The sequence below is a fragment of the Bradyrhizobium sp. 613_E4_N2_2 genome (genome assembly GCF_052075995.1).
Lineage (GTDB): Bacteria > Pseudomonadota > Alphaproteobacteria > Rhizobiales > Xanthobacteraceae > Bradyrhizobium > Bradyrhizobium barranii.
Genome location: NZ_CP197234.1, coordinates 2,109,447 through 2,132,136, shown reverse-complemented (window position 1 = coordinate 2,132,136; position 22,690 = coordinate 2,109,447). Strand labels below are relative to the sequence as shown.

The 22,690-nt window shown below is 64.4% G+C and carries 24 protein-coding genes; 15 read left to right on the top strand and 9 right to left on the bottom strand.

The window, feature by feature from the left end; all coding sequences use genetic code 11:
- Positions 1-12 precede the first annotated feature (12 nt).
- The 3 genes from AB7290_RS10105 to AB7290_RS10095 are packed head-to-tail and all read left to right on the top strand — an operon-like array spanning position 13 to position 2,913.
- Positions 13-915, top strand: coding sequence for a carbohydrate ABC transporter permease (locus AB7290_RS10105; protein WP_441254523.1), 903 nt, complete (start codon positions 13-15; stop codon positions 913-915).
- A 3-nt stretch (positions 916-918) separates the two neighbouring features.
- On the top strand, positions 919-1,770 hold the full coding sequence (locus AB7290_RS10100; RefSeq protein ID WP_085399493.1) for a carbohydrate ABC transporter permease: 852 nt from the start codon (positions 919-921) through the stop codon (positions 1,768-1,770).
- 51 nt (positions 1,771-1,821) lie between these two features.
- Complete coding sequence (locus tag AB7290_RS10095) at positions 1,822-2,913, top strand: ABC transporter ATP-binding protein (protein WP_063981580.1); 1,092 nt, start codon at positions 1,822-1,824, stop codon at positions 2,911-2,913.
- A 128-nt stretch (positions 2,914-3,041) separates the two neighbouring features.
- Here the strand turns inward: AB7290_RS10095 and AB7290_RS10090 are convergent, their stop codons facing one another.
- The 3 genes from AB7290_RS10090 to AB7290_RS10080 all read right to left on the bottom strand — a co-directional run bounded on the left by AB7290_RS10090 (position 3,042) and on the right by AB7290_RS10080 (position 6,380).
- Positions 3,042-3,401: a hypothetical protein gene (locus tag AB7290_RS10090; protein WP_085399523.1), complete on the bottom strand. Its 360-nt coding sequence runs from the start codon at positions 3,399-3,401 to the stop codon at positions 3,042-3,044.
- Between the two features lie 118 nt (positions 3,402-3,519).
- Positions 3,520-4,851: a Spy/CpxP family protein refolding chaperone gene (locus tag AB7290_RS10085; protein ID WP_085399494.1), complete on the bottom strand. Its 1,332-nt coding sequence runs from the start codon at positions 4,849-4,851 to the stop codon at positions 3,520-3,522.
- Positions 4,852-4,955: 104 nt separating this feature from the next.
- Positions 4,956-6,380: an FAD-binding oxidoreductase gene (locus AB7290_RS10080; protein ID WP_085399524.1), complete on the bottom strand. Its 1,425-nt coding sequence runs from the start codon at positions 6,378-6,380 to the stop codon at positions 4,956-4,958.
- Between the two features lie 84 nt (positions 6,381-6,464).
- Here AB7290_RS10080 and AB7290_RS10075 point away from each other — a divergent pair, with 84 nt between their 5' ends.
- Positions 6,465-6,959: a thioesterase family protein gene (locus AB7290_RS10075; RefSeq protein ID WP_028147665.1), complete on the top strand. Its 495-nt coding sequence runs from the start codon at positions 6,465-6,467 to the stop codon at positions 6,957-6,959.
- Between the two features lie 61 nt (positions 6,960-7,020).
- On the opposite strand, the gene AB7290_RS10070 is transcribed toward AB7290_RS10075, so the two are convergent.
- Positions 7,021-7,194 (bottom strand): DUF1328 domain-containing protein, encoded by a 174-nt coding sequence (locus AB7290_RS10070; protein ID WP_008556598.1) that lies wholly within the window; start codon positions 7,192-7,194, stop codon positions 7,021-7,023.
- A gap of 237 nt (positions 7,195-7,431) precedes the next feature.
- Between AB7290_RS10070 and AB7290_RS10065 the strand changes: the two genes are divergently transcribed.
- The 8 genes from AB7290_RS10065 to AB7290_RS10030 all read left to right on the top strand — a co-directional run bounded on the left by AB7290_RS10065 (position 7,432) and on the right by AB7290_RS10030 (position 14,529).
- Positions 7,432-10,044 carry an ATP-dependent helicase gene (locus AB7290_RS10065; RefSeq protein WP_085399495.1) on the top strand — a complete coding sequence of 871 codons (2,613 nt, stop codon included), beginning with the start codon at positions 7,432-7,434 and terminating at the stop codon, positions 10,042-10,044.
- Between the two features lie 8 nt (positions 10,045-10,052).
- Positions 10,053-10,340 carry a type II toxin-antitoxin system HicB family antitoxin gene (locus AB7290_RS10060; protein ID WP_085399496.1) on the top strand — a complete coding sequence of 96 codons (288 nt, stop codon included), beginning with the start codon at positions 10,053-10,055 and terminating at the stop codon, positions 10,338-10,340.
- A gap of 88 nt (positions 10,341-10,428) precedes the next feature.
- A complete protein-coding gene (locus tag AB7290_RS10055) occupies positions 10,429-10,845 on the top strand; it encodes a hypothetical protein (RefSeq protein WP_085399497.1) in 417 nt (138 codons plus the stop codon).
- Positions 10,845-11,513 carry an OmpA family protein gene (locus AB7290_RS10050; RefSeq protein ID WP_085399498.1) on the top strand — a complete coding sequence of 223 codons (669 nt, stop codon included), beginning with the start codon at positions 10,845-10,847 and terminating at the stop codon, positions 11,511-11,513. Before AB7290_RS10055 ends, AB7290_RS10050 begins: the two co-directional genes overlap by 1 nt.
- Positions 11,514-11,664: 151 nt before the next feature.
- Complete coding sequence (locus tag AB7290_RS10045) at positions 11,665-12,201, top strand: Mpo1 family 2-hydroxy fatty acid dioxygenase (RefSeq protein ID WP_441253377.1); 537 nt, start codon at positions 11,665-11,667, stop codon at positions 12,199-12,201.
- A gap of 29 nt (positions 12,202-12,230) precedes the next feature.
- Positions 12,231-13,262 (top strand): NAD-dependent epimerase/dehydratase family protein, encoded by a 1,032-nt coding sequence (locus AB7290_RS10040; RefSeq protein ID WP_085399500.1) that lies wholly within the window; start codon positions 12,231-12,233, stop codon positions 13,260-13,262.
- A 28-nt stretch (positions 13,263-13,290) separates the two neighbouring features.
- Positions 13,291-13,917, top strand: a complete 627-nt coding sequence (locus AB7290_RS10035; protein WP_063981571.1) for a methyltransferase family protein — start codon at positions 13,291-13,293, stop codon at positions 13,915-13,917.
- 234 nt (positions 13,918-14,151) lie between these two features.
- On the top strand, positions 14,152-14,529 hold the full coding sequence (locus tag AB7290_RS10030) for a hypothetical protein (protein ID WP_085399501.1): 378 nt from the start codon (positions 14,152-14,154) through the stop codon (positions 14,527-14,529).
- 524 nt (positions 14,530-15,053) lie between these two features.
- Here the strand turns inward: AB7290_RS10030 and AB7290_RS10025 are convergent.
- The 3 genes from AB7290_RS10025 to AB7290_RS10015 all read right to left on the bottom strand — a co-directional run bounded on the left by AB7290_RS10025 (position 15,054) and on the right by AB7290_RS10015 (position 16,518).
- A complete protein-coding gene (locus AB7290_RS10025; protein ID WP_135214115.1) occupies positions 15,054-15,260 on the bottom strand; it encodes a DUF2934 domain-containing protein in 207 nt (68 codons plus the stop codon).
- 293 nt (positions 15,261-15,553) lie between these two features.
- Entirely contained in the window at positions 15,554-15,760 is a 207-nt protein-coding gene (locus AB7290_RS10020; RefSeq protein ID WP_028147657.1) for a hypothetical protein, read from the bottom strand.
- Between the two features lie 323 nt (positions 15,761-16,083).
- On the bottom strand, positions 16,084-16,518 hold the full coding sequence (locus tag AB7290_RS10015; RefSeq protein ID WP_244623074.1) for a hypothetical protein: 435 nt from the start codon (positions 16,516-16,518) through the stop codon (positions 16,084-16,086).
- Between the two features lie 478 nt (positions 16,519-16,996).
- Here AB7290_RS10015 and AB7290_RS10010 point away from each other — a divergent pair, with 478 nt between their 5' ends.
- On the top strand, positions 16,997-18,301 hold the full coding sequence (locus tag AB7290_RS10010; RefSeq protein ID WP_085399503.1) for a PQQ-dependent sugar dehydrogenase: 1,305 nt from the start codon (positions 16,997-16,999) through the stop codon (positions 18,299-18,301).
- A gap of 3 nt (positions 18,302-18,304) precedes the next feature.
- On the opposite strand, the gene AB7290_RS10005 is transcribed toward AB7290_RS10010, so the two are convergent.
- Both AB7290_RS10005 and AB7290_RS10000 read right to left on the bottom strand, forming a co-directional pair.
- Positions 18,305-19,129 carry an aspartate dehydrogenase gene (locus tag AB7290_RS10005; protein ID WP_085399504.1) on the bottom strand — a complete coding sequence of 275 codons (825 nt, stop codon included), beginning with the start codon at positions 19,127-19,129 and terminating at the stop codon, positions 18,305-18,307.
- A gap of 38 nt (positions 19,130-19,167) precedes the next feature.
- Positions 19,168-20,085 carry a LysR family transcriptional regulator gene (locus AB7290_RS10000; protein WP_085399505.1) on the bottom strand — a complete coding sequence of 306 codons (918 nt, stop codon included), beginning with the start codon at positions 20,083-20,085 and terminating at the stop codon, positions 19,168-19,170.
- Between the two features lie 156 nt (positions 20,086-20,241).
- On the opposite strand from AB7290_RS10000, the gene AB7290_RS09995 reads away from it, so the two are divergent.
- Positions 20,242-21,540: an MFS transporter gene (locus AB7290_RS09995; RefSeq protein ID WP_085399526.1), complete on the top strand. Its 1,299-nt coding sequence runs from the start codon at positions 20,242-20,244 to the stop codon at positions 21,538-21,540.
- A 21-nt stretch (positions 21,541-21,561) separates the two neighbouring features.
- Positions 21,562-22,635 carry a tartrate dehydrogenase gene (locus AB7290_RS09990; protein ID WP_085399506.1) on the top strand — a complete coding sequence of 358 codons (1,074 nt, stop codon included), beginning with the start codon at positions 21,562-21,564 and terminating at the stop codon, positions 22,633-22,635.
- Positions 22,636-22,690: the final 55 nt, after the last annotated feature.

The window sequence follows — 22,690 nt, the reverse complement described above, 5'->3', positions numbered from 1 at the left end:
ACCCAAGTCTACATGCCGCAGGCGCCGCGGCCCAGAATCCGGCTGCTTGAGGACGAGCGTTGGCTCGCATTCGTGCTGCTGGTGCCGACCCTGGCGCTGCTCGGTACGTTCATCGCCTATCCGTTCTTGCGCGGCATCTTGTTGTCGGTGACCAACTCGCGCGTCGGCGTTCCAGGCGAGTTCGTCGGCCTCGCCAACTTCTACAAGATCTTCAATGACGGGATCTTTCGCACCTCCGTCTACAACACGTTTCTTTATACGGGCGTAACCACCGTCTTCAAGCTGGCGCTCGGGCTGTGGCTGGCCATGCTGCTCAACCGGAATTTCCGCGGCAAGGCTTTCACCCGTGCTTTCATCCTGCTGCCCTTCATCATCCCGACCGTGCTCTCGACTTTCGCCTGGAGGTGGATGTTCGACCCGACATTTAGCGTCCTCAATTGGCTCCTCTACCATCTCGGTTTGATCAGCGGTCGGATCAATTGGCTTGGCGATCCAGACCTCGCCATGATCTCGATCATCATCGTCAACATCTGGCGCGGAGTGCCATTCTTCGCCATCAGCCTGCTCGCCGGCCTGCAGACCATCAGTCCCGAACTTAGCGAGGCCGCCGCCATAGACGGTGCCAGGCCGTGGCAGCGGTTCTGGCACATCACCTGGCCCCTGCTGCTGCCCGTGACCATGGTCGTGGTGCTGTTCTCGGTGATTCAGACGTTCGCCGACTTCCAGATCGTCTATGTGATGACAGGCGGCGGACCAGCCAATGCAACGCACCTGTTCGCCACCTACGCCTATCAGATCGGCATCGGCACCGGCCTCCTAAGCGAGGGCGCTGCCATCTCGCTCGCCATGTTTCCGGTCCTGTTTCTGGTCGTTATCATCCAACTTCTCTACATCCGCCGCGTGGAGGTCCGCTGAGCCATGATCGAGGGCGCAAGGTGGCGAAAGTGGGCGTTCTTCTACGTCCCCATGGCGATGTTCCTGCTTTTCCTGCTGTTCCCGTTCTACTGGATGGTGATCACTTCGGTGCGGCCGGACGGCGAGCTTTACCGACCCTGGAATTCGATCAACTACAATCCGTTCTGGACCTGGAACCCGACCTGGGACCATGTCAGGTACCTGTTCGAGGAGACGCTGTTTGCATCGTGGCTGTGGAACACGACGTTCATCGCGCTCGCGTCAACCGCCATCTCGCTCGTGTGCGGCGTGTTCGCCGGCTATGCTCTCTCGCGGCTGAACTTTCCATTTGCAGGCAGCCTGGGCACCGGCATCTTCATCACCTATCTGGTGCCTCAAACGCTGCTCTTCATTCCGCTGGCAGAGATCATCCGCAACTATCGGCTGGGTGACACGCCCTGGTCATTGATCCTGACCTATCCGACCTTTCTCATTCCGTTCTGCACCTGGCTCATGATGGGCTACTTCAAGGCGGTGCCCAAGGAGCTCGAGGAATGCGCGCGCATTGACGGCGCCTCGCGCTGGCAGGCCATGCTCTACATCGTCATCCCGGTGGCGATCCCGGGCATCCTCTCGGCCGGCATCTTCGCTTTCACCCTGTCGTGGAACGAGTTCATCTACGCACTTGTCTTCCTGTCCTCGCCTGGACAGAAGACCGTGCCGGTCGGCGTCACATCGGAACTGATCCGCGGCGATGTATTCTTCTGGGGACCGCTGATGGCTGGCGCCCTGCTCGGATCGATCCCGGTTGCTATCGCCTATTCGTTTTTCGTCGAGCACTACGTCGCAGGACTGACTGGATCGGTGAAGGGCTGACAGCACCCCGGATCATCAGGAAAGTGGGCATGCGGAAGGCGGGTGGAGCGAATGGGCCAGGTCGTCCTCAAGGGGATCAACAAGTTCTACGACAGCGTGCACGCTGTCAAAGACGTCAATCTGCAGATCCGCGACAAGGAGTTCGTGGTGTTCGTCGGACCGTCCGGCTGCGGCAAGACCACGACGCTGAGAATGATCGCCGGGCTTGAAGCGATCAGTTCCGGCGACATTTCCATCGACGGAAACGTGGTCAATGAATTGGCGCCGATGGACCGCGACATCGCCATGGTGTTCCAGAACTACGCCCTGTACCCGCACATGAGCGTGCACGACAACATGGCGTTTGGCCTGAAGATGCGCAAATTCGAAAAGCCCGAGATTGACAAGCGCGTGCGGGAGGCGGCCGACATCCTCGGCATCGGTGAATTGCTAACGCGCAAGCCGCGCCAGCTGTCCGGCGGCCAGCGCCAGCGCGTGGCGTTGGGTCGTGCCATTGTGCGTCACCCCCGCGTGTTCCTGTTCGACGAGCCGCTGTCGAACCTCGATGCCAAGCTGCGGGTACAGATGCGCGTTGAGCTCAAGAAACTGCATCTCCGTCTCGGCACCACCGCCATTTACGTTACCCACGATCAGGTCGAGGCCATGACGCTGGGTGACCGGGTCGTCGTCATGAAAGACGGCGTGGTCCAGCAAGTGGGGGAGCCGCTCGAACTGTACAATCAGCCCGCCAACAAGTTCGTCGCCGGCTTCATCGGCTCCCCGGCCATGAATTTCGCCGCCGTTACGGTGACCGAGGCGAACGGATCGCTGATTGCCGAGAACTCCGGCCTGCGCATCAAGCTGCCGGACGAGACCGCGCAGCGGCTGCGCGGCCATATCGGACGCGAGGTCATGCTCGGCGTGCGGCCGGAGGACCTTACCGTGGCGGGTAGCGCTGATCTCGGCCACTCATGCTTCGATGCTGTGATTGAGGTGGTCGAGCAACTCGGCTCGGAAATCCTGCTCGATATGAAGGTCGGCGAGAGTATCATGGTGGCGAGCGTCGAGCCGACCGCGAGGGTGAGGGTGGGCGACAGGCTGCGCGTTGCCATGCGGCCTTCCAGGCTTCATGTTTTCGACGCGCAGACCGAGGCGGCCATCTAACCCCGGCAGAGGATCAATTCCACCGGTGAGCGGGAATTCGCCTTCTTGTCACCAGCTTCGATGACGCCCGGAGAGCGCGATGGCACTTGGCTCGTTGCCGGGCACACCGGATTTACGAGTACACGCCTCTAGGCCAGGGTCGGATGATCCCGCTGCACCGTCTCCCGGATCCAGCTGGCATGGATCGCGCGAAACAGGATTTGCGCGGTCTTGAGGTCGTTCGCTGTCATGCAGAGATCGACGATGCGATGGACTGCGTCATCGCGCATCAGCCCGTCGGAGATCTTCATCGCGATTTCCATCGCGACCTGGGCCGCGCGTTCATAGCGCTCACCTTCGCGCGTGTCGTTGCGCGCCGAACCGGCCGCGCTCGCGGCCGCGGCGTCACAGATCGCGCGGATGCGCTCGGCGGCCTCGATGTCGCCGAGCGGTCCTTCGATCGTCTCGTCCCAGATGTCCGCCGGCTTCTGCTTTGCGAACCACTTCATCGCCCCGTCACCAATGGTCTTCCAGCCGCCGTAGTTCCGCGCTCCCGCCTCGCCCAGCATAGAGAGGCCGATCGAGATCGGCGAGGCGATTTTTCCGCCACGTATTATCGATATGCAGTCAGGGCGTCCGACGTGGTCCGATGGCCTCGAACTGCGCCTTCTGCTCGTCGTTCAGCGTGGCGTAGAAATCCTCCAGCGCCGCGCGAACCGACTTGACGCCGTCGAGCATCGTGTCGAGCCGCTTGCGAACCGCCGCCATTCGCGCCGGCGGCGTCATCACGTCGCTGGGCTCGCAGGCCGCCTTGAGCGATGCGCTGACTTTGGCGCTGGTATCCTGGAGCACCTGTAGCGCAGCGCGCTGGGTGTCGTTGGGATGAAGCCTCGCCTCGATGTCAGTGCTGGGCCAATCGAGCGCAGCAGGCGTCGCGCAATTCTGGACCAGCGATCCGCCGGTGTTGTTGGAAGCCGTCGCACGACGCTGATCCTCGGCCAGCGCATTGAAGCGCGCCTTCTGCTCGTCGGTGAGCGAGCCGTAGAATCGATCGAGGGCGGGCTGAACGAGATCGACGGCTTTCTCCATCGCCTCGATGCGCTGCTGCATCGCCGTCAGCCGACCTGGCGCTGTCGCCGCGACCTGCGACGGGCAGGACGCGCGGATCATCTCGGACGCCTGGATCGATGCGTTGCCGAGTTCGTCGAGGCTTGCGCCTTGCGCCTCGGTCGGCTGCACCGCGGCGGCGATCTGGTCGATCGGCAGACCGACGATTTCGCGGCGGTCGCTGCCGCAGAGCCGATCCAGCGGGACGCCGCGCGCCTGGCGCCGTCCCTGCGGCCGCTGCGGCAGATAGGCCGAGAGACCGTTATAGCCATAGGGCCCGAAGATGCCGGCATAGATGTCCGGATAGCCGTAGCCCCAGAAGCCGAGACCGTCGCCCCAGATCGTGTAGTCGTAGAGATCGTTGTAGGCGAACGGCCAGAACAGCGGTCCGACCCAGCCATAACCGCCGCCCGCATGTTGCCACCACCCGCTGCTGGCGCCGTGCCAGCCGGCGAGTGCGGCCGCCGCCGCGATCTGGGCTCGCGCGGCCGGATTGCTGATCAGACGGCCGTTGCGGAAGGCGCTGGAATGCACGTTGAGGGCGTTGCGAAAATTCGCAGGACGGACGGCCGCATTGCGGATCTGGCCGAAGTTCGGGCCGCGATGTCGCGCGCCCGTTGCGAAGCGGGGCCCGCCATGATGCCCGCCGCCATGCACGTGTCCGAAGCCATGACCGCCAAAATGGCCGCCACCATGATGACCACCACCATGACCGCCGCCGTGATGGCCGCCGCCATGCCCGCCTCCGTGCCCACCACCATGGCCGCCACCGTGCCCGCCCTTGCCCAGAGCCGTGCCCGCCAGCATGCAGGCAAGCGCCATCACGGCAATTCCAATGACAGGTCGCAACATCGCATCCTCCCGCAGAGCCGCGCCATCGAGGCATCGGAAATTGACGGGATTGGAACCGGCCTGACTGCCGAAAGTTCCGCGACCGCGACGCAGCCGCCCGCGCGCTATGCCTCCGGCACGATCTTGCCGGGATTGAAGATATTCAGCGGATCGAGCGCCTTTTTCAGCGCCCGCATCGCGTCGAGCGCTTCGGGGCCGAGTTCCGCCTTGAGATATTTCTGCTTGCCCTGGCCGATGCCGTGCTCACCGGTGCAGGTGCCGTCCATCGCCTGCGCGCGCTCGACCAGGCGATGCATGAACTCCTCGCCGCGCGCCATCTCGTCGGCATCGTTGGTGTCACAGACCAGCGAGCAGTGGAAATTGCCGTCGCCGACATGGCCGACGATCGGCGACAGCAGGTTGAGGCGCTTGAGGTCTTCCTCGGTCTCGCCGACGCAATCGGCAAGCCGCGAGATCGGCACGCAGACGTCGGTCGCAACCACGCCGATGCTGTCGCCGGGCCGCAGCGCCTTCACCGACCAATAGGCGTCGTGCCGCGCCTGCCACAGCTTGGTGCGATCCTCCGGCTTGGTGGTCCAGGAGAAATCGCCGCCTCCGCAATCCTTTGCGATCTCGCCGAAGGCCTTGGACTGCTCGCCGACCTCGACCTCGCTGCCGTGGAATTCCATCAGAAGCAGCGGCGTTTCCGGCAGCGTCAGCTTCGAATAGGCGTTGCAGGCCTTCACCTGCGCGGCGTTGAGCAGCTCGATGCGCGCCACGGGAATGCCGGTCTGGATCGCCAGGATCACCGCCTGACATGCCCCGTGCACGGTCTCGAACGACACCGCACCGGCCGCGATCGTGTCAGGGATTCCGCGCAGGCGAATGGTCAGCTCGGAGATGATGCCGAGCGTGCCTTCGGCGCCGACGAACAGATGCGTCAGGTCGTAGCCGGCGGATGATTTCTTGGCGCGCGTGCCTGTGGTGATGATCTCGCCGTCGCCGCGCACGACCTTCAAAGCGAGCACGCTGTCGCGCATGGTGCCGTAGCGCACCGCGTTGGTGCCGGAGGCGCGGGTCGAGGCCATGCCGCCGAGCGAAGCATCCGCGCCGGGGTCGATGGGGAAGAACAGGCCCTGGTCGCGCAGATGCTCGTTCAGCGCCTTGCGGGTGACGCCGGGCTGGATCACGCAGTCGAGATCCTCGGCATGCACCGCGAGCACCTTGTTCATGTCGCGCAGGTCGATCGAGATGCCGCCGGCGGGCGCGTTGACCTGGCCCTCGAGCGAGGTGCCGGTGCCGAAGGCGATGACGGGCACGCGGTTCCTGGCGCAGATCCGCACCACGTCCTGGATGTCGGCGGTCTCCTGCGCCATCACCACGCCGTCCGGCGGCTGGTTGACGATCCACGTGGTGGTATGGCCGTGCTGCTCGCGAACGGCCTGCGAGGTGATGAGGCGGTTGCCGAACCGTGCGGCAAGCTGCTCCAGCGCGCTTGCGAGGGCTTTCGGCTCGACCCGCGGCGGATTATTGGTGATGGTCGTACCCACGGACATTCCTCCCGACAGAAGAACCGTGGCAAAGGACATCTGACCGGTCAAGTCAAGCGACCGCGCGCATAGCAGGAAAGACACATGCCGGAGACCGCCGCTGCCGAGCCGTTCCGCTCGTCGATCATGCAGATCGAGCCGCAATGGATCGACTATAACGGCCATCTCAACATGGCCTATTACAACGTGATGTTCGACCGCGCGATCGACCAGATGTGGTTACAGCTCGGGATCGGGCCGGGCTACATGAAGGAGCGAGGCGGCTCGACCTTCACTGCCGAATGCCATGTGCGGTATCTGCGCGAAATCCACCTCGGCGATCCCGTGCAGGTGTCGGTCTGGCTGCTCGAAGCCGACGACAAGCGGCTGCATACGTTCCAGGAGTTGCGGCACGCGACCGAAGGCTGGCTGTCGGCGACCTCCGAAAACATGTCGCTCCACATCGACATGGGCTCGCGAAAGGTGGCGGCCTTTCCGCCCGATATCCGGCAGCGCATCGCAGCCGTCGTGGGCGCCCACGGCGCCGTGCCGCGGCCCGAGGGCATCGGCCGGAACGTGGCGATGCCCTCGAAGCGGTAGTGCATGATCCGGAAAAGTGTGAAGCGGTTTTCCGGTAAGATCATGCACCCATCAGACCGCGCTATATCCTGTTGCGGCCGCGGGCAAGGCCCACCACGGCCGAGACCAGGAACAGCACGACCGCGATGAAGAAGATGATCTTGGCGATCTCGATCGAGGCGCCGGCGATGCCGCCGAAGCCCAGGATGCCGGCGATCAGTGCGATAACCAGAAACGTCACAACCCAGCCTAGCATGGTCAAACCCTCGTCTTGATGTCTGTCTGCGTCGGCGCGGCTGGCCGCGCCACCTGTCCAGACAATCTCGACGCGGGAACGATGGTTCCGGCCCACGCAAGCTGGAAATTCGCCCTCGCCGATGGAACAAATCAGCCCGCCGCGCACGTGGAAAACCTCGCCCCGGCGCCCCATATAGGCAGCAATCCCTGTTAAGAAGGCTCCCTTCCACCACCCCGCGGTGCCATCGTGGGGCCAATGATTCGCATGACCGAGCCGAGCAAGATCACCAGCGTACCCGACCACCAGCCCGCAGCCGGCGGCATCGCCGCGCGTGCGCGCGCCTCCGTGGGCCCGAAATATCTGTCCGGGCTCAATCCCGAGCAGCGCGACGCCGTGGAGACGCTGGACGGCCCGGTTCTGGTGCTGGCCGGCGCCGGCACCGGCAAGACGCGCGTGCTGACCACGCGCATCGCCCACATCCTCAGCCAGGGCCGCGCCCGCCCCGCCGAGATCCTGTCGGTGACCTTCACCAACAAGGCCGCGCGCGAGATGAAGCATCGGCTCGGCCAGATGCTCGGCCATGCGGTCGAGGGCATGCCGTGGCTCGGCACCTTCCACTCCATCGGCGGCCGCATCCTGCGCACCCATGCCGAGCTGGCGCAGCTCAAGTCGAACTTCACCGTGCTCGACACCGATGACCAGGTGCGGCTGCTCAAGCAGCTGCTCCAGGCCGACAATATCGACGACAAGCGCTGGCCGGCACGCATGCTGGCCGGCCTGATCGACGGCTGGAAGAACCGCGGCCTGACGCCGTCGCAGGTGCCGTCAGGCGAAGCCGCCGTGTTCGCCAACGGCAAGGGCGGCAAGCTCTATGCGAGCTACCAGGAGCGGCTGAAGATCCTGAACGCCGCCGATTTCGGCGATCTGCTGCTCGAGGACATCCGGATCTTCCGCGAGCATCCGGACATCCTGCGGCAATACCAGCAGCGCTTCAAATTCATCCTGGTCGACGAATATCAGGACACCAACGTCGCGCAATATCTGTGGCTGCGGCTGCTGTCGCAGGCGCCGACGTCTCCCTCCTTCACCTCTCCCCGCGTGCGGGGAGAGGTCGCATCGCAAAGCGATGCGGGTGAGGGGGACTCTCCGCAGACTGAACTCGTGGAGACAGCCCCTCACCCCGACGCTCTCAGCGCGAGCGAAGCTCGTCGCGACCCCGCAAGCGGGGCGAGGGAGCAGACGCCCCACGTCAAAAACATCTGCTGCGTCGGCGACGACGACCAGTCGATCTATGGCTGGCGCGGCGCCGAGGTCGACAACATCCTGCGCTTCGACCACGATTTCCCCGGCGCCAAGGTCATTCGCCTCGAGCGCAATTACCGCTCGACCGGCCACATCCTCGCCGCCGCCTCGCATCTGATCGCGCACAACGAAGGCCGGCTCGGCAAGACGTTGCGCACCGAGGACCATGACGGCGAGAAGGTCACCGTCACCGGCTCGTGGGATTCGGAAGAGGAAGCCCGCGGCATCGGCGAGGAGATCGAGCAGATCCAGCGCCAGGGCGACAAGCTCAACGAGATCGCGATCCTGGTGCGTGCCTCCTACCAGATGCGCGAGTTCGAAGATCGTTTCGTCACGCTTGGCCTGCCCTACCGCGTGATCGGCGGCCCGCGCTTCTACGAGCGCGCCGAAATCCGCGACGCGCTGGCTTATCTGCGGGTCATCAACTCACCGGCCGACGACCTCGCCTTCGAGCGCATCGTCAATGTGCCCAAGCGCGGCCTCGGCGACGCCACCGTGCAGATGCTCCACGACCACGCCCGCAAGCGCCGCATCCCGCTGTTCGAGGCGGCGCGCGCGGTGGTCGAGACCGACGAGCTGAAGCCGAAGGCGCGCGGAAGCTTGCGCGACGTCGTCGCCCAGTTCGACCGCTGGCGCGCCCAGCGCGAGGTCACCGCGCACACCGATCTCGCCCAGATCGTGCTCGACGAGAGCGGCTACACCGAGATGTGGCAGAAGGACCGTTCGGCAGACGCCGCGGGCCGGCTGGAGAACCTGAAAGAGCTGGTGCGCTCGATGGAGGAGTTCGAGAACCTGCAAGGGTTCCTCGAGCACATCTCGCTGGTGATGGACCGCGACAGCGGCGCCGACGAGGACGCGGTGTCGCTGATGACGCTGCATTCGGCCAAGGGCCTCGAATTCGACAACGTGTTCCTGCCCGGCTGGGAGGAAGGCCTGTTCCCGAGCCAGCGCACGCTGGACGAGCAGGGCCGCGCCGGCCTCGAGGAAGAGCGCCGGCTCGGCCATGTCGGCCTGACCCGCGCGAGGCGCCGCGCAAAGATCTACTTTGCGACCAACCGACGGATCCATGGCACCTGGTCGACCACGATCCCGTCGCGCTTCCTCGACGAATTGCCGTCCGCCAATGTCGAGATCACGGAATCCAAGGGCGGCTCGGCCTGGGGCGGCACCGGCGGCTACGGCGCCTCGCGTTTCGACGACATGGAGGCGTTCGGTTCCACCTATTCGACCCCGGGCTGGCAGCGCGCCCAGGCCAACCGCAACCGGGGCGGCGGCCGCAGTGGCGGCGGCCAAGGCGGCTTCGAGGAACAGGCCTCGTCGTTCTCCTCCTCATCCGGCCCGGATTTCGGCAGCTTCTCCTCACGCCGCCGCGGGCCGATGACGATCGAGGGCGAGCTGGTCGCCAAATCCACCGGCACCACCTCGGAATTTTCCCTCTCCGACCGCGTCTTCCACCAGAAATTCGGCTACGGCCGCGTCACCAAGATCGACGGCAACAAGCTCACCATCGCCTTCGACAAGGCCGGCGAGAAGAAGGTCGTGGACAGTTTTGTGCAGCGGGCGTGAGGCCTGATATGCCTCAGTACGTCGCCATCATCGAGGACGCAGGCCCGGACGACGCCGTCGGCTTGTGGTTTCCCGACCTGCCGGGCTGCATTTCCGGCGGCGACGACGTCGACGAGGCCCTGGAGAGTGCGCCCGAGGCGCTCGCATTTTATGCGCAGGAGCTGAGCGCGGACGGCCGCCAGCTTCCCCCGCCGCGGACATTGGACGAGCTCAAGGCCGACCCTGCTGTGGCCGACGACCTCAGGAAACACACGGTCGCCCTGATCGAATGGCCGCCCCTCCCTGAGGCCGAGTGAGGACTGTTCGCCGCACTGGCCGGACGTTCGACAGTTCTCACCCGAACGCCCCTTGACCACCGCGAACTTCCCCGTATCAGATGCGCCCATGGTCCGGGGCTCCATCACACTGATCTTGCTGGCATTGGTTATGCCGTCGCTTGCGGCGGCGGAGACCATGAGCTTTGGCGATTCGATCGGGCTCCTGGCCAAGAGCTGCGGCGCGGAAATCGTCGCCAATTGCCGCGGCGTCAACCCGGACTCGACCCGGCTGAAAGAGTGCCTGTCCCGCAACCGCGACGTGCTCTCCCAGCAATGCCAGAGCGACTATCTCGGCGCCTTCGATGCCATCCAGAAGCGCGTCGCCGCGCGCGTCACGGTGGCGAACGCCTGCCAGCGCGAGATCGTCAAGGTCTGCGGCGGCTCGACCAAGGAGACCAGCAAGTCGATCCCCTGCCTGGTCACGACGCCCAAGGGCATCAGCAACAACTGCCTGAAGGCCGTCGACGACGCGGGGTATCGGTGATGCGCGCGAACGGAATCGCCATCACGCTGGTCGTGGTCCAGGTCCTGGCCCTGCTCGCGGGCGCAGCAAGCGCGCAGACGGCGGCGCCGACGCGTGACGACATCGTCGGCAAGCTGAACCATTTCGAACAGGCCGCCGAGGTCGACCTTCCCGCGCTGAAGCAGCAGGTGATGGAGCGCGCCAAGGCCAGGATCAAGAACGATCCGGGTCCGGTGAACCGGCCGCTGATCGCGCCTGATCTCGCCAACCTGCCCGCCTTCAACGCGCAGATCCAGTTCGACGCCGACACGCCGATCATCCAGCCGACCTCCTACCAGACCGTCGGCCGCATCGCGGACGCGCTGGTTAACTCCTCGCTGCTGCCGTACACGTTCCTGATCGTCGGCCATGTCGAATCCAATGCGAAGACGCGCGAGGCCAATGCGATCCTGAGCCAGCGACGCGCCGATGCGATCCGTGACGTCCTGGTGAACACCTTCAAGATCTCGACCAAGCGGCTGCATCCGATCGGCCTCGGCGAGGAGCAGTTTCTCGACCGGGCCAAGCCGACCTCGGCCGCCAACGGTCAGTTGCAAATCCTGACCTATGCCAAGGTGCCGGAGGAGGCGCCTGCGCATCCAGCTGCGGCGCCTGGGCCTGCGGCGAAAAAGCCCGCCAAGAAGCGCTGAACGAGATCACCTCCCCTGACGGAACTCTTTGAAGTTCCGACCGTTTTGCGGCCTGTCGAAAGCGCAACAGCCATGCTTTGCGCGACACGCGAGCCGGTTTGTGCACTGCCCTATCAGGTGCTATAGCCTGTTCTCGCCCTTCCCAGACCCCATGCTGCACGAGACCGAGATGGCTGGTTATTTTCAACGCCAACTGGCCGATTACGTCGAATATCATCGCGATCCCTGGAACTGCGCGATGCACGTGGTCGGAATCCTCCTGCTCTTCACCGGCACCGTGCTGCCGCTCACTCTCGTGCGTTTTCCCATCTTCGGGATCGAGGTGAGCTTGGCCGTGGTTGCGGCCCTGCCGGTGCTGGTTTACTGGCTGATGCTGGACGCCGGGATTGGGCTCGGCATCCTCGCCGCGATGATCGTGCTGCTTTCGGTCGCAACCGCAATCGGCAATCAGGCCTCGATCGTCATGATGTGGTCGATTTTTGCGCTGCTGATCGGATCTGGCGTCGCAGCGCAGATCGTGGGCCACAGGGTTTTCGAGGAACGGCAGCCGTCGATGGTCGACCACCCCGCGCATTTCCTGCTTGGACCGATGTTTGTCATGGCGAAATTATTCATTGCACTGGGCTTCCGTCGCGACCTTGCCGCGATTTTGGCGCCTGTTCCGACCAATTCCCTTTCAACCCGATAGCTCTAGAAGCGAAACAGTAAACCTTCTGCATGGCTCTCGTACTGGTTACCGGTGGCAGCGGCTTCATCGGACATCATCTCGTAGAAGCGCTCCGCGCCCGTGGGCAGCGGGTACGCGTTCTCGATGTCCGTGCGCCGGCCGCGGCGAACGCGGACGTTGAACACATCCACGGCTCGGTGCTGGACGGTACCGCGGTGGACGCGGCGATCGCCGGTGTCGATCAGGTCTATCACCTCGCCGGCCTGCCCGGCATGTGGGTCGCCAACAAGCAGGACTTCCACGACGTCAATTGCCGCGGCACCGAAATCGTGCTTGCCGCGGCGATGAAGCGCGGCGTGTCGCGCTTCCTGCACTGTTCGACGGAATCGATCCTGTTCCCCTATTCCGACCTCAACGGCGTTGCCGCCGAAGAGGCGCTGCAGCCGGCCGATGCGATGCCCGGCGCCTATACGCGGTCGAAGTCGCTCGCCGAGCACCACGCCGCGAAGGCGGCGGCCGCGGGCTTTCCGCTCGTGATCGGCACGCCGACCATGCCGATCGGCGCCGCCGACCACAACCTGACGCCGCCGACCGCAATGCTGTGGTACTTCCTCCAGAAGAAGGTGCAGCCGCATCTCAACTTCCTGGTCAATCTCGTCGATGTCCGCGACGTCGCGATGGGCCTTGTGCTGACCATGGAGCGCGGCCGCATCGGCCAGCGCTACATCCTCGGCGGCGACTGCGTCCCGCTCGGCAACATCCTGCGGATGATGTCGGCGATGAGCGGCCGCCGGCAGTTCCCGGTCGTCGTGCCCGGCAAGATCGCCGAGCTCTCCGCGATCATGCTCGAATCCATCTCCGATCGCATCACGCGCCGGCCGCCCAACGGCACCGCCGAGGGCGTGCGCATCGCGCTTGCCGCGAGCGACCTCTCGATCGGCAAGGCGCGCACCGAGCTCGGCTACGCGCCGCGCCCGATCGAACCGGTCTTGCGCGAAACCATCACCCATCTGCTCGCCCGCAACGGCCAGCGGCCCTCCGGCGCCATCGAGCATCACGCGCTTTCCTCGCGCGCGAGCTAAGGCCTCCGCCCAAACGCAAAGAACCTTCATGTCCTTCGATTTCAGCAAGCTTCTCTCCGTGGCCTGGGGTGGCTGGACCACGACCTGGCCGACCGAACTCCTGGCCTTGATCTGGCTCGCCTTTCTCGCCAGCTGGGTCGGCGCCTCGTTCTGGCAGGGCCGCACCCAGAAGCAGGTCATGACGCTGGAGTCGCAGCGCTATCGCCTGCCGATCCTGGTCGGCGGAATCCTGTACACGCCGTGGGTTGCACAGGTCCTGGGCTGGAAGCCGCTCTGGGTGCTCGGCAACACCGGCATCTACATCGCCGCGGTCCTCTCGGCCGCCGGCATCGCCTTCGCCTGGTGGGGCCGGCTGCATCTCGGAAAATTCTGGTCCAACACCATCACCCACAAGGAGGACCACCGCGTTATCGACACTGGCCCCTACGGCATCGTGCGTCACCCGATCTACACGGGACTGATTGCAGGCATGCTCGTCACCGGCATCGCGATCGGCCTCGTAACGACGATCCTCGGCGCCATCCTGATCTCGCTCGGCATGTGGCAGAAGGGCCGGATGGAAGAGGTGTTTCTGTCCAAGGAACTCGGCGAAGACGCCTACGGCGCTTATTGCCGCCGCGTGCCGATGATCATTCCGTTCCTATCGCCGCGGTGAGCGTCCTGAAGGCGCGGTCGCTGCGTTCCGCTTTCTCTGCACGAAGTTACTGCTAGTGTCGGACTTGCGCTCGATCCAAGCTTTACCATCAGTCGCTTGCTTGTCAGCCAAGCAAGCGACGATACGAAATATCTCGCAGGACGAGAGCGGGTCTGCGAGGGCATGCGCCTAGCCCTAGCCGGGGTGCCAGAGGAGTGATGTCCGTAAACTGACAACGCTACGGAGAAGCCGATTATGCAGTTGTCAAAGGTCGCCGCGTTGGCGCTCATCGCTAGCTGTCCAAGCCTACTGTCTGTATCTCGGGCGGCGGCCGTTTCTGAATGCTCAATCTCAGGCACACTAGCGGATTGGGGCGAGAACTCGACGGCCGACATTGACCTCACGTCCGGAGGAAGTTGCCAATTTCCAATCAAGATACGCGGCACGGTGAGTGGCTCGGACATCTCTCAAAAGCCGTCACACGGCAAGCTGAAAAGGCTCAACCTGTCTACGTTCGAATACAAGGCGAAGGCCAAATATAAGGGTAGCGATACCTTTGCCATCAAAGCGACGGGTCAGGGACCGACAGCTTCTGGCACGTCGGTAATCACTGTGCACGCGACGATCAAATAGCGTTCCTCGCTCGATTGCATGGTGAACGCGGAAGCAACAGCCGCCCGATGTCTCGCGCCAATGGCACCACAATGAAAAGGGACCATCGGAGTAACCGATGGTCCCAAAAGCCTCAAAGGCTCTTCGCTGGCAAAGGCCTTGCCGTGTCTTGCCAAGTTGGGCTGCGAGCAGACTTGGCGGGCTGCTTGCAGGGTTGATGCTCGCTCTACGCTGGCCTTCTGGACCCTGGCCTCCTTGACGCTGGCCTTATGGACGCTGGTCCCGTCGGACACTGGTTGCCATCGGCTCTGGTCACGTCGGCGCTCGTCGCTCTCGGCGCTGGATGGTGCGAGAAACCGACTCGATCAACCAATGCCAATTGAACTGCCGACCCGACGAATAGTCTAGGTGTTGTTGTCTGTTCCTCTCGAAGAAATTTGGGTTAGCGAGGCTGCCAATTCCCGCATCGTTGGATGTCATTTCTAACGACGACCGGCAGCCCGCCGACCGAATTGCGAATGGCGCACGTCCTCGCGCTGGACCCGTCAGCGCGAGTTTTGCTTTTTCGGGGATCGCACCCTTCTGGCGGGTTTTGTCAATGCGATGTCAGCCACAGCAGGGTTTGCGACTGACGCTTCGAGAATTTCGTATTGAGCATGCTTCCAATGGACTTCCGCCTTTCCGTCGGGTTGCCCATCGGCGACCCAGAGGTGGTAGGCGCGCTCGCGAATTGCCTCTTCCAGATTTGGCATGGGATTTTCCTTGCGAATGATCCGCCCGGCCCCAGCCAAAAGACTTGCTCTCGTAGGGTTAATGAAATCTTAACGGGGCAGCGGAAGCCAAGCGTCGCGCGGGTGCCGCTAAAGGGCGGTCGGCGCTCATTGCGAGAGATCTCGGCAGCGCTCGCGGACGCAGGTCGCAACGAACGGTAATCCGCATGCGGCGACCGGCATCAAACTCATGCTTACCGAGGGTCGACGAGGCCGTGCACGGGCCGCCTCTTTGGGGGCTCGTGGCCCGATTGACACCAGCGCAGCGAAACTAGTCAGTCGATTGGCGCGAGCCGTTCGTTCCACCGCGCCGCAAGGTTTTTGATCTGCTCGAAATGCAGGATCGCCGGCTCACCCTCGCGGACGATTGTCGTCCGCTTGCGTTCCTTGGGTGGCAACGTCATCGCGCGCGATACTGCCGCGCGCAGTTTCATCGAGCCGTGATCTGTCAGGGTGACGAGTTCTTCCGGGTCAAGGGCCATGGGTCCACGCCTACGCTACCGGCTGGCCCGCAAGCCAGCACACGCGCCCCGAATGCCCAATTCTCCAGATAGCTCAACATGGTTAATAGTTCGTTATCGTTTGGCTCTGTCATTTGGATTGGCGCGCGGGTCACGCGGCGTCTTGTCCCGCAAGTCAAATGAGCCTCTCAGGCTGCACCAGCCCCTGTTTGGGTCGAACCCAATCCCACCCGATTTCAAATGCTAAAGGAGGTGGCTACCGCCAGGCTCGCAGCAGGGGTAGTTCGCCCGTGCCGCGCCGGTCCGCGCGGTAGCCCCCAGTGAGCCATTGCAGTCGCAATTGATCAGGCTACCGCTGCCAACCTGCCATCGGCATGCGGATTTGCGCAAAGCAGACGCTTGCGAATGGCCTCTTCAACGAGCGCGAGCGCTTCCTTGGCTTGTCGCGCTTCGGCTTCCGCAACTTCGGCGCGAAGCTCTACGGCCGTCAACTTATCCTTCTGAGCTTCAATGCAGCACTGGGCCAGCTCCAGCGCTCGGCAAGCATCTTGCAGCTTACGTTCGGTGGTTACGGTGAGTTCACGCTGTGCCCGCTCGGCGGCCTCCGCTCGCCCTTCGGCCAGCCGCAATCTTTCTATGGCGCTCGTGCAAAGTGATTGGGCACGGGCTTCGGTCTCGCGGGCGTGCTTCTCCATATCGCGGAAGACATCGGCCGCTTGATATACCAGATCGAGAGCTGTTGCTCCCTTGTCTGGTGCCAGCGGTGAGGGAAAGCTCAAGATGCCCTCATCCCCTCCAACTGGCGCTCTGGAACTACGCTGCGCCATGCAGTTCAAGCTCGTCGCGAACACACATACACGGGCAGTATCATGAATAGCTATGGTTAACGGATGGTTAAACAGTTGCATGCCTGGAGATGTCGTAACGGCGCGCGGCGGGCAATGGCACCGAAAATCAGTCAGTTCTTTGGGCGTGCCTAGCGTAGCAGCAGAGGCTCGCGCCGGCGGCTGGACCGGCACATCGGCCGCTGACTTTCCTCTCCATGCAAATTTGGTCGGCTGCCATTCCTCGGGAATAGGCGCTGATCGAGTTCCGTAACGGTTGACCTTTTTGCCGCTACCCAGTTGGATGCGCGCGCAAAAAGGCACGACGACATCCCATCGTGGATCTGGAGAGGTCGACGATAAGGTCTGAGCCCGCGCGGGGCTTTGGGCGATCCGTCGTTGGACTGTGCCGTACGTTCAACAGGGGATTTCCATGACCTTTTCCAGCATCTTCGCGCAGTTCGTCGCGCTGATCGGCGGTGCCGCGCTGCAATGGCGGCGGCTGTCGGGGACCGCGCCCGCGCCGGCCTGGGGCCAGGCGCCGGCGATCCCCGAAGCGAAGCCGCAGGGGGCGCTGCCGACCTTGAAGATGCCGACGGCCAGGGGCTGGAGCGAGGGCCACAAGCCGACGGTCGCCCCCGGGCTCAAGGTCAATGCGTTCGCGGCCGGGCTCGACCATCCGCGCTGGATCGAGGTGCTGCCGAATGGTGACGTGCTGATCGCGGAGGCGACGCAGATCGCGGGCGCGCCGAGGTCGGTGTTTCACTATGCGATGCAGGCGACGATGCGGCGCGCCGCAGCGCTCGGCGTCAGCGCCAACCGCATCACGCTGCTGCGCGACAAGGACGGCGACGGCGTCGCCGAAGTGCGCGGCGCCTTCATGGAGAACCTCAGCCAGCCCTTCGGCATGGCGCTGGTCGGCAACACATTCTATGTCGGCAACACCGACGGCGTGATGGCCTTCCCCTATGTCGCCAATGCCGACCGCATCACCGCACCGGGCAAGCGGCTCACGACGTTCAAGCCGAGCGGCCACTGGACGCGCAGCCTGCTTGCAAGTCCCGACGGCAAGAAGCTCTATGCCGGTGTCGGCTCGCTCAGTAACATCGCCGAGATGGGCATGGAGGTCGAGGAAGGCCGCGCCGCGGTCTATGAGCTCGATCTCGCCGCCGGCACGCATCGCATTTTTGGTGCGGGCCTGCGCAATCCTGTTGGTCTTGCCTGGGAGCCCAATACGAACGTGCTCTGGACCGTCGTCAACGAGCGCGACGGGCTCGGCGACGAGACGCCGCCGGATTATCTCACCTCGGTGCGCGACGGCGGCTTCTACGGCTGGCCCTATTGCTACTGGGGCAAGACGGTCGACGATCGCGTGCCGCAGGATCCCGCGATGGTCGCCAAGGCGCTTCAACCGGACTACGCACTCGGCGGCCACACCGCTTCGCTCGGCCTGTGCTGGATGCCCGCAGGGACCCTGCCCGGCTTCCCCGACGGCATGGTGATCGGCCAGCACGGCTCGTGGAATCGCAGCACTCTCTCGGGCTACAAACTGGTGTTCATCCCGTTCGAGAACGGCAAGCCCTCCGGCCCCGGTCGCGACATCCTGTCGGGCTTCCTGTCCCCGGACGAGAAGGAATCCTACGGCCGTCCGGTTGGCGTCGTGATCGGACCCGACAAGAAGTCGCTGCTGATGGCCGACGACGTCGGCAACGTGATCTGGCGCGTCACGGGCGCGTAGAGGTTACGTCCCGACACAGAGCGTGGCGCGCTGCTTGCGTAGCAGCGCGATCACGGAGAGCGCCGTGATCAGGCCCGTCTTGGGATTCTCCGACGGGATGTTCTCGATCGACATCGAGAAGCGCGCCGAATCCGCCTCGACCTCGATGCGGTGAACGTTGCGCGTCACGGTCGGATCGGCCCAGATCTGCACGGAGGTGCGGTCGGGTCCGACGCCCGCGAGCGACAGCGCGACCGCGACATTGAGATTGGCCGGAAAGCCCTTTGCGGCCTCGCGCGCGGTGCCCTCGAACAGTTTGAGCGGCTCGCGCAGATTGTCGATATCGATGTTGTTGTCGACGATGAAGGGCGCGCCCTTCAGACCGTCGATCGGCTTGCGCGTCACCATCTTCACCGAATGAATGGTGCCGATTGCGGCGGCGTTGACGGCGTCCAGCCCGATCAGCGCGCCGGTCGGCACGATGATGCGGCCGCCATTGGCGCGGGCAAGATCGACGAGATCGAAATTGTCGAGCAGCCCGCCGACGCTGACGACGACCGCGGCCCTGCCGCGCTTCACCGCGGGCTCGACGATCGCGCGCAACTGGCTGCTCGGCGCGCATTCGACCACGATATCCGCGGCGTCACCGAGCTGATCGATCGGCAGCACGGATGGCGCACGACGCAGGCCGCCCAGAAACGCCTGATGCTTGGCGGGATCACGCACGGCGACAGCGGACAGCGTCAGCCCCTCGATACCCTGATCGAGCGCCGACGCGATCTTGGTGCCGATCGAGCCCAGGCCTGCGATGGCAACCCGCAATTCGTTCGAAGCTTTCTGTCCAGTCATCGCATCCCGCCTTCTCGCCAGGCCCATGTCATAGCCGCTCACGCCTCCCGCGCATAGCTGCGCAGGCGCGCCTCCAGCACCGCCAGCATGGCATCGCGGGCCGGGTCGCGCGAACCGCGCAGCCATGCGGCGGCAAGCGGCAGCCGGCCGATGGGGCCGCTCTGCTTCGGCCGCAGCGGCACGAAGCGCACGCCCGTCACCGCCATCCGCGTGGTCCAGCGCGGCACGATCGCAACACCGAGCTTCGTTGCCACCAGATGGATGATGGTCTGCTTCTCGTCGGCGACCTGCACGATGCGCGGCGTCAGCCCGGCCTGCTCGAACAGCTTGATGGTGAGGTCATGGCTGTGCGGCCGCGAGCGGCGGTCCGGCACCAGCATCGCCTCGTCGGCGATCTGCGCCAGCGTGATCGACTTGCGCTCGGCGAGCGGGTGGCGCTGCGGAAACGCGACGATCGCGGTCTCCTGGAGCAGATCGCGGAATTCGAGCCGCTTGTCCGCACTGTCGGGCGGGCGGACGAAGGCGAGATCGAGCGCACCGGTCAAAATCTTCGGCAGCAGCCGGACGGTCTTGTCTTCGAGCAGCTGCACCGCGATCTCGGGATGCTTGTCGCGGAAATCGCGCAAGAGCGGCGGCAGCAATCCCGCCGCCGCGCTGTCGATGGCGCCGACCCGCAGCCGCCGCGCGGCGCCCGCGCGCGAGCGGTTGCGCAGATTATTCTCGACCGCCTCGACCTTGGCGAGGATGGCGCGGGCATCGCGCAGCAGCGTCGAACCGTCTTCCGTCAGCGACACCGCGCGCGTGGTCCGTGCGAACAGCCGCGTTCCCAGATCTTCTTCCAGCAGCCTGATCTGCCGGCCGAGCGCGGAGGGCAGCATCTGGAGCTGCTGCGCCGCATGGCCGAAATGCAGCTGCTCGGCCGCCGCCACGAAGCATCGCAACTGATGCAATTCCATCCAAGGTCCTCTCGTCTCGCCAGGCGAGGATTATATCATTTTTTTGTATAAACCAGCGCCAATTGAGTATGCCTCCTTCCCCCGCCTAGGCTCGTTGCCGGCGTGGACCTCAGGGTCCGCCGATACAACAACAAGCCGGAACTCGAGGAGGCCAGGGTGGCGAGCGAGATTCAGACGCGCGTGCTGCGCAAGATCACTTGGCGCATCGTTCCCTTCATCATGCTGCTGTACTTCGTGGCCTTCATCGACCGCGTCAATATCGGCTTTGCCTCGCTGACGATGAACAAGGACATCGGCCTGTCGCCCACCGTCTACGGTTTCGGCGCCGGCATCTTCTTCTGGGGCTATTTCCTGTTCGAGGTGCCCTCCAACATCATCCTGCACAAGGTCGGCGCGCGGATCTGGATCGCGCGGGTGATGATCACCTGGGGCCTCGTGTCGGCCGCGATGGCGTTCGTGCAGGGCCCGACCAGCTTCTATGTGCTGCGCTTCCTGCTCGGCGTCGCCGAAGCCGGCTTCTTCCCCGGCATCATCCTCTATCTCTCCTACTGGTTCCCGGCGCGCCAGCGCGCCGCGGTGACCGCGCTGTTCATGGCGGCGGCGCCGCTGTCGACCGTACTCGGATCGCCCGTCTCCGGCGCGCTGCTGGAAATGGATGGCCTGTTCGGCTTCAAGGGCTGGCAATGGCTGTTCGTGCTGGAGGCACTGCCGGCCGTGCTGCTTGGCTTCGTTGTGCTGGCATTCCTCACCGACCGCCCGGAAAAGGCAAAATGGCTCGCGGACGACGAGCGGCGATGGCTGGTCGACGTCATGAATGCGGAAACCACGAGCAAGGCCGCGACCGCGAGCCACAGCATCTGGCGCGGGCTCGCCGATCCGCGCGTGCTGGCGCTCGCGCTCATCTATTTCGGCACCTCGGCAGGCCTCTACACGCTCGGCGTCTGGGCGCCGCAGATCATCAAGCAGTTCGGCCTGTCCACGCTCCAGGTCGGCTTCCTCAATGCACTGCCGGCAACCGCCGCCGTCGTCGCCATGGTGCTGTGGGCGCGGCATTCGGACCGCACCGGCGAGCGCACCTGGCACGTCGTGCTCGCCTGCCTGCTCGCGGCCGTGGGGCTCGCCTATGCCGGCCTTGCGACCGGCGTCGTCGCTGTGCTGGTCGCGCTGACGCTGGTGAACATCGGCATCTCTTCGGCCAAGCCGCCACTGTGGAGCATGCCGACGCTGTTCCTGTCCGGCCCCGCGGCCGCGGCCGGGATCGCCACCATCAACTCGATCGGCAATCTCGGCGGCTTCGTTGGTCCGGCCATGATCGGCTGGATCAAGGACCAGACCGGCAGTTTTGTCGGCGGACTCTATTTCGTCAGCGGCCTGCTCGTTCTCTCGGCGGTCCTGACCCTGCTATTGTCGCGCGCGCAGACCGCGCCCGTCGAACCCGTCCCGCAATCCCACTGACATCTCAAACGGAGCATCTTCATGCGCACTCATTCGATCGCAGCAATTCCGGCCGACGGCATCGGCCCCGAGGTCATCTCGGCCGGCGTCCGCGTGCTGGAGGCTCTGGCAAAACGCAGCGGCGACCTCGCCTTCAACGTCAAGACGTTCGACTGGGGCTCGGACTATTACAAGAAGCACGGCGTGATGATGCCGGCCGACGGGCTCACCGAATTGAAGAAGTTCGACGCGATCTATTTCGGCGCAGTCGGTGCGCCCGACGTGCCCGATCACATCACGCTGTGGGGCCTGCGCCTGCCGATCTGCCAGGGCTTTGATCAATACGCCAATGTGCGGCCGACCAAGATCCTGCCCGGCGTCGCCTCGCCGTTGCGCAATGTCGGCATTGGCGATCTCGACTGGGTGATCGTGCGCGAGAACTCGGAAGGCGAATATGCCGGCATGGGCGGCCGTGCCCACAAGGGCCTGCCGGAAGAGGTCGGCACCGAGGTCGCGGTGTTCACCCGCGTCGGCGTCACCCGCATCATGCGCTACGCCTTCCAGCTCGCGCAGTCGCGGCCGCGCAAATTCCTGACCGTGGTGACCAAGTCGAACGCGCAGCGCCATGGCATGGTGATGTGGGACGAGATCGCAGCCGAAGTCGCGACCGAATTCCCCGATGTGACCTGGGACAAGATGCTGGTCGACGCCATGACGGTGCGCATGACGCTGCATCCGAAGAGCCTCGACACGATCGTTGCGACCAACCTCCACGCCGACATCCTCTCCGATCTTGCCGGCGCACTCGCCGGCAGCCTCGGCGTCGCGCCGACCGGCAACATCGACCCGCAGCGCCGCTTCCCCTCGATGTTCGAGCCGATCCACGGCTCTGCGTTCGACATCACCGGCAAGGGCATCGCCAACCCGGTCGCGACCTTCTGGACCGGTGCCCAGATGCTGGAGCATCTCGGCGAGAAGGACGCGGCAATACGGCTGATGTCGGCGGTCGAGCGCGTCTGCGCGGCCGGCGTGCTGACGCCCGATGTCGGCGGCAAGGCGACGACGAAGGAAGTCACGGACGCCGTTATCGACGCGATCCACGGGACGAACGTGTAATCGCTACCCGACGTCATGGCCGGGCTTGTCCCGGCCATGACGAGTTGTGGATCAA

What these genes read in the sequence shown, in the direction of transcription:
- AB7290_RS09990 (WP_085399506.1), top strand. Translation starts at nt 21,562, where the DNA reads ATGCGCACTCATTCGATCGCAGCAATTCCGGCCGACGGCATCGGCCCC.
- AB7290_RS10055 (WP_085399497.1), top strand. Translation starts at nt 10,429, where the DNA reads ATGGTCCGGGGCTCCATCACACTGATCTTGCTGGCATTGGTTATGCCG.
- AB7290_RS10050 (WP_085399498.1), top strand. Translation starts at nt 10,845, where the DNA reads ATGCGCGCGAACGGAATCGCCATCACGCTGGTCGTGGTCCAGGTCCTG.
- AB7290_RS10035 (WP_063981571.1), top strand. Translation starts at nt 13,291, where the DNA reads ATGTCCTTCGATTTCAGCAAGCTTCTCTCCGTGGCCTGGGGTGGCTGG.
- AB7290_RS10085 (WP_085399494.1), bottom strand. Translation starts at nt 4,851, where the DNA reads ATGTTGCGACCTGTCATTGGAATTGCCGTGATGGCGCTTGCCTGCATG.
- AB7290_RS10060 (WP_085399496.1), top strand. Translation starts at nt 10,053, where the DNA reads ATGCCTCAGTACGTCGCCATCATCGAGGACGCAGGCCCGGACGACGCC.
- AB7290_RS10025 (WP_135214115.1), bottom strand. Translation starts at nt 15,260, where the DNA reads ATGCCAAATCTGGAAGAGGCAATTCGCGAGCGCGCCTACCACCTCTGG.
- AB7290_RS10095 (WP_063981580.1), top strand. Translation starts at nt 1,822, where the DNA reads ATGGGCCAGGTCGTCCTCAAGGGGATCAACAAGTTCTACGACAGCGTG.
- AB7290_RS10040 (WP_085399500.1), top strand. Translation starts at nt 12,231, where the DNA reads ATGGCTCTCGTACTGGTTACCGGTGGCAGCGGCTTCATCGGACATCAT.
- AB7290_RS10005 (WP_085399504.1), bottom strand. Translation starts at nt 19,129, where the DNA reads ATGACTGGACAGAAAGCTTCGAACGAATTGCGGGTTGCCATCGCAGGC.
- AB7290_RS10105 (WP_441254523.1), top strand. Translation starts at nt 13, where the DNA reads ATGCCGCAGGCGCCGCGGCCCAGAATCCGGCTGCTTGAGGACGAGCGT.
- AB7290_RS10000 (WP_085399505.1), bottom strand. Translation starts at nt 20,085, where the DNA reads ATGGAATTGCATCAGTTGCGATGCTTCGTGGCGGCGGCCGAGCAGCTG.
- AB7290_RS10065 (WP_085399495.1), top strand. Translation starts at nt 7,432, where the DNA reads ATGATTCGCATGACCGAGCCGAGCAAGATCACCAGCGTACCCGACCAC.
- AB7290_RS10020 (WP_028147657.1), bottom strand. Translation starts at nt 15,760, where the DNA reads ATGGCCCTTGACCCGGAAGAACTCGTCACCCTGACAGATCACGGCTCG.
- AB7290_RS10070 (WP_008556598.1), bottom strand. Translation starts at nt 7,194, where the DNA reads ATGCTAGGCTGGGTTGTGACGTTTCTGGTTATCGCACTGATCGCCGGC.
- AB7290_RS10075 (WP_028147665.1), top strand. Translation starts at nt 6,465, where the DNA reads ATGCCGGAGACCGCCGCTGCCGAGCCGTTCCGCTCGTCGATCATGCAG.
- AB7290_RS10100 (WP_085399493.1), top strand. Translation starts at nt 919, where the DNA reads ATGATCGAGGGCGCAAGGTGGCGAAAGTGGGCGTTCTTCTACGTCCCC.
- AB7290_RS10010 (WP_085399503.1), top strand. Translation starts at nt 16,997, where the DNA reads ATGACCTTTTCCAGCATCTTCGCGCAGTTCGTCGCGCTGATCGGCGGT.
- AB7290_RS10030 (WP_085399501.1), top strand. Translation starts at nt 14,152, where the DNA reads ATGCAGTTGTCAAAGGTCGCCGCGTTGGCGCTCATCGCTAGCTGTCCA.
- AB7290_RS10045 (WP_441253377.1), top strand. Translation starts at nt 11,665, where the DNA reads ATGCTGCACGAGACCGAGATGGCTGGTTATTTTCAACGCCAACTGGCC.
- AB7290_RS10090 (WP_085399523.1), bottom strand. Translation starts at nt 3,401, where the DNA reads ATGAAGTGGTTCGCAAAGCAGAAGCCGGCGGACATCTGGGACGAGACG.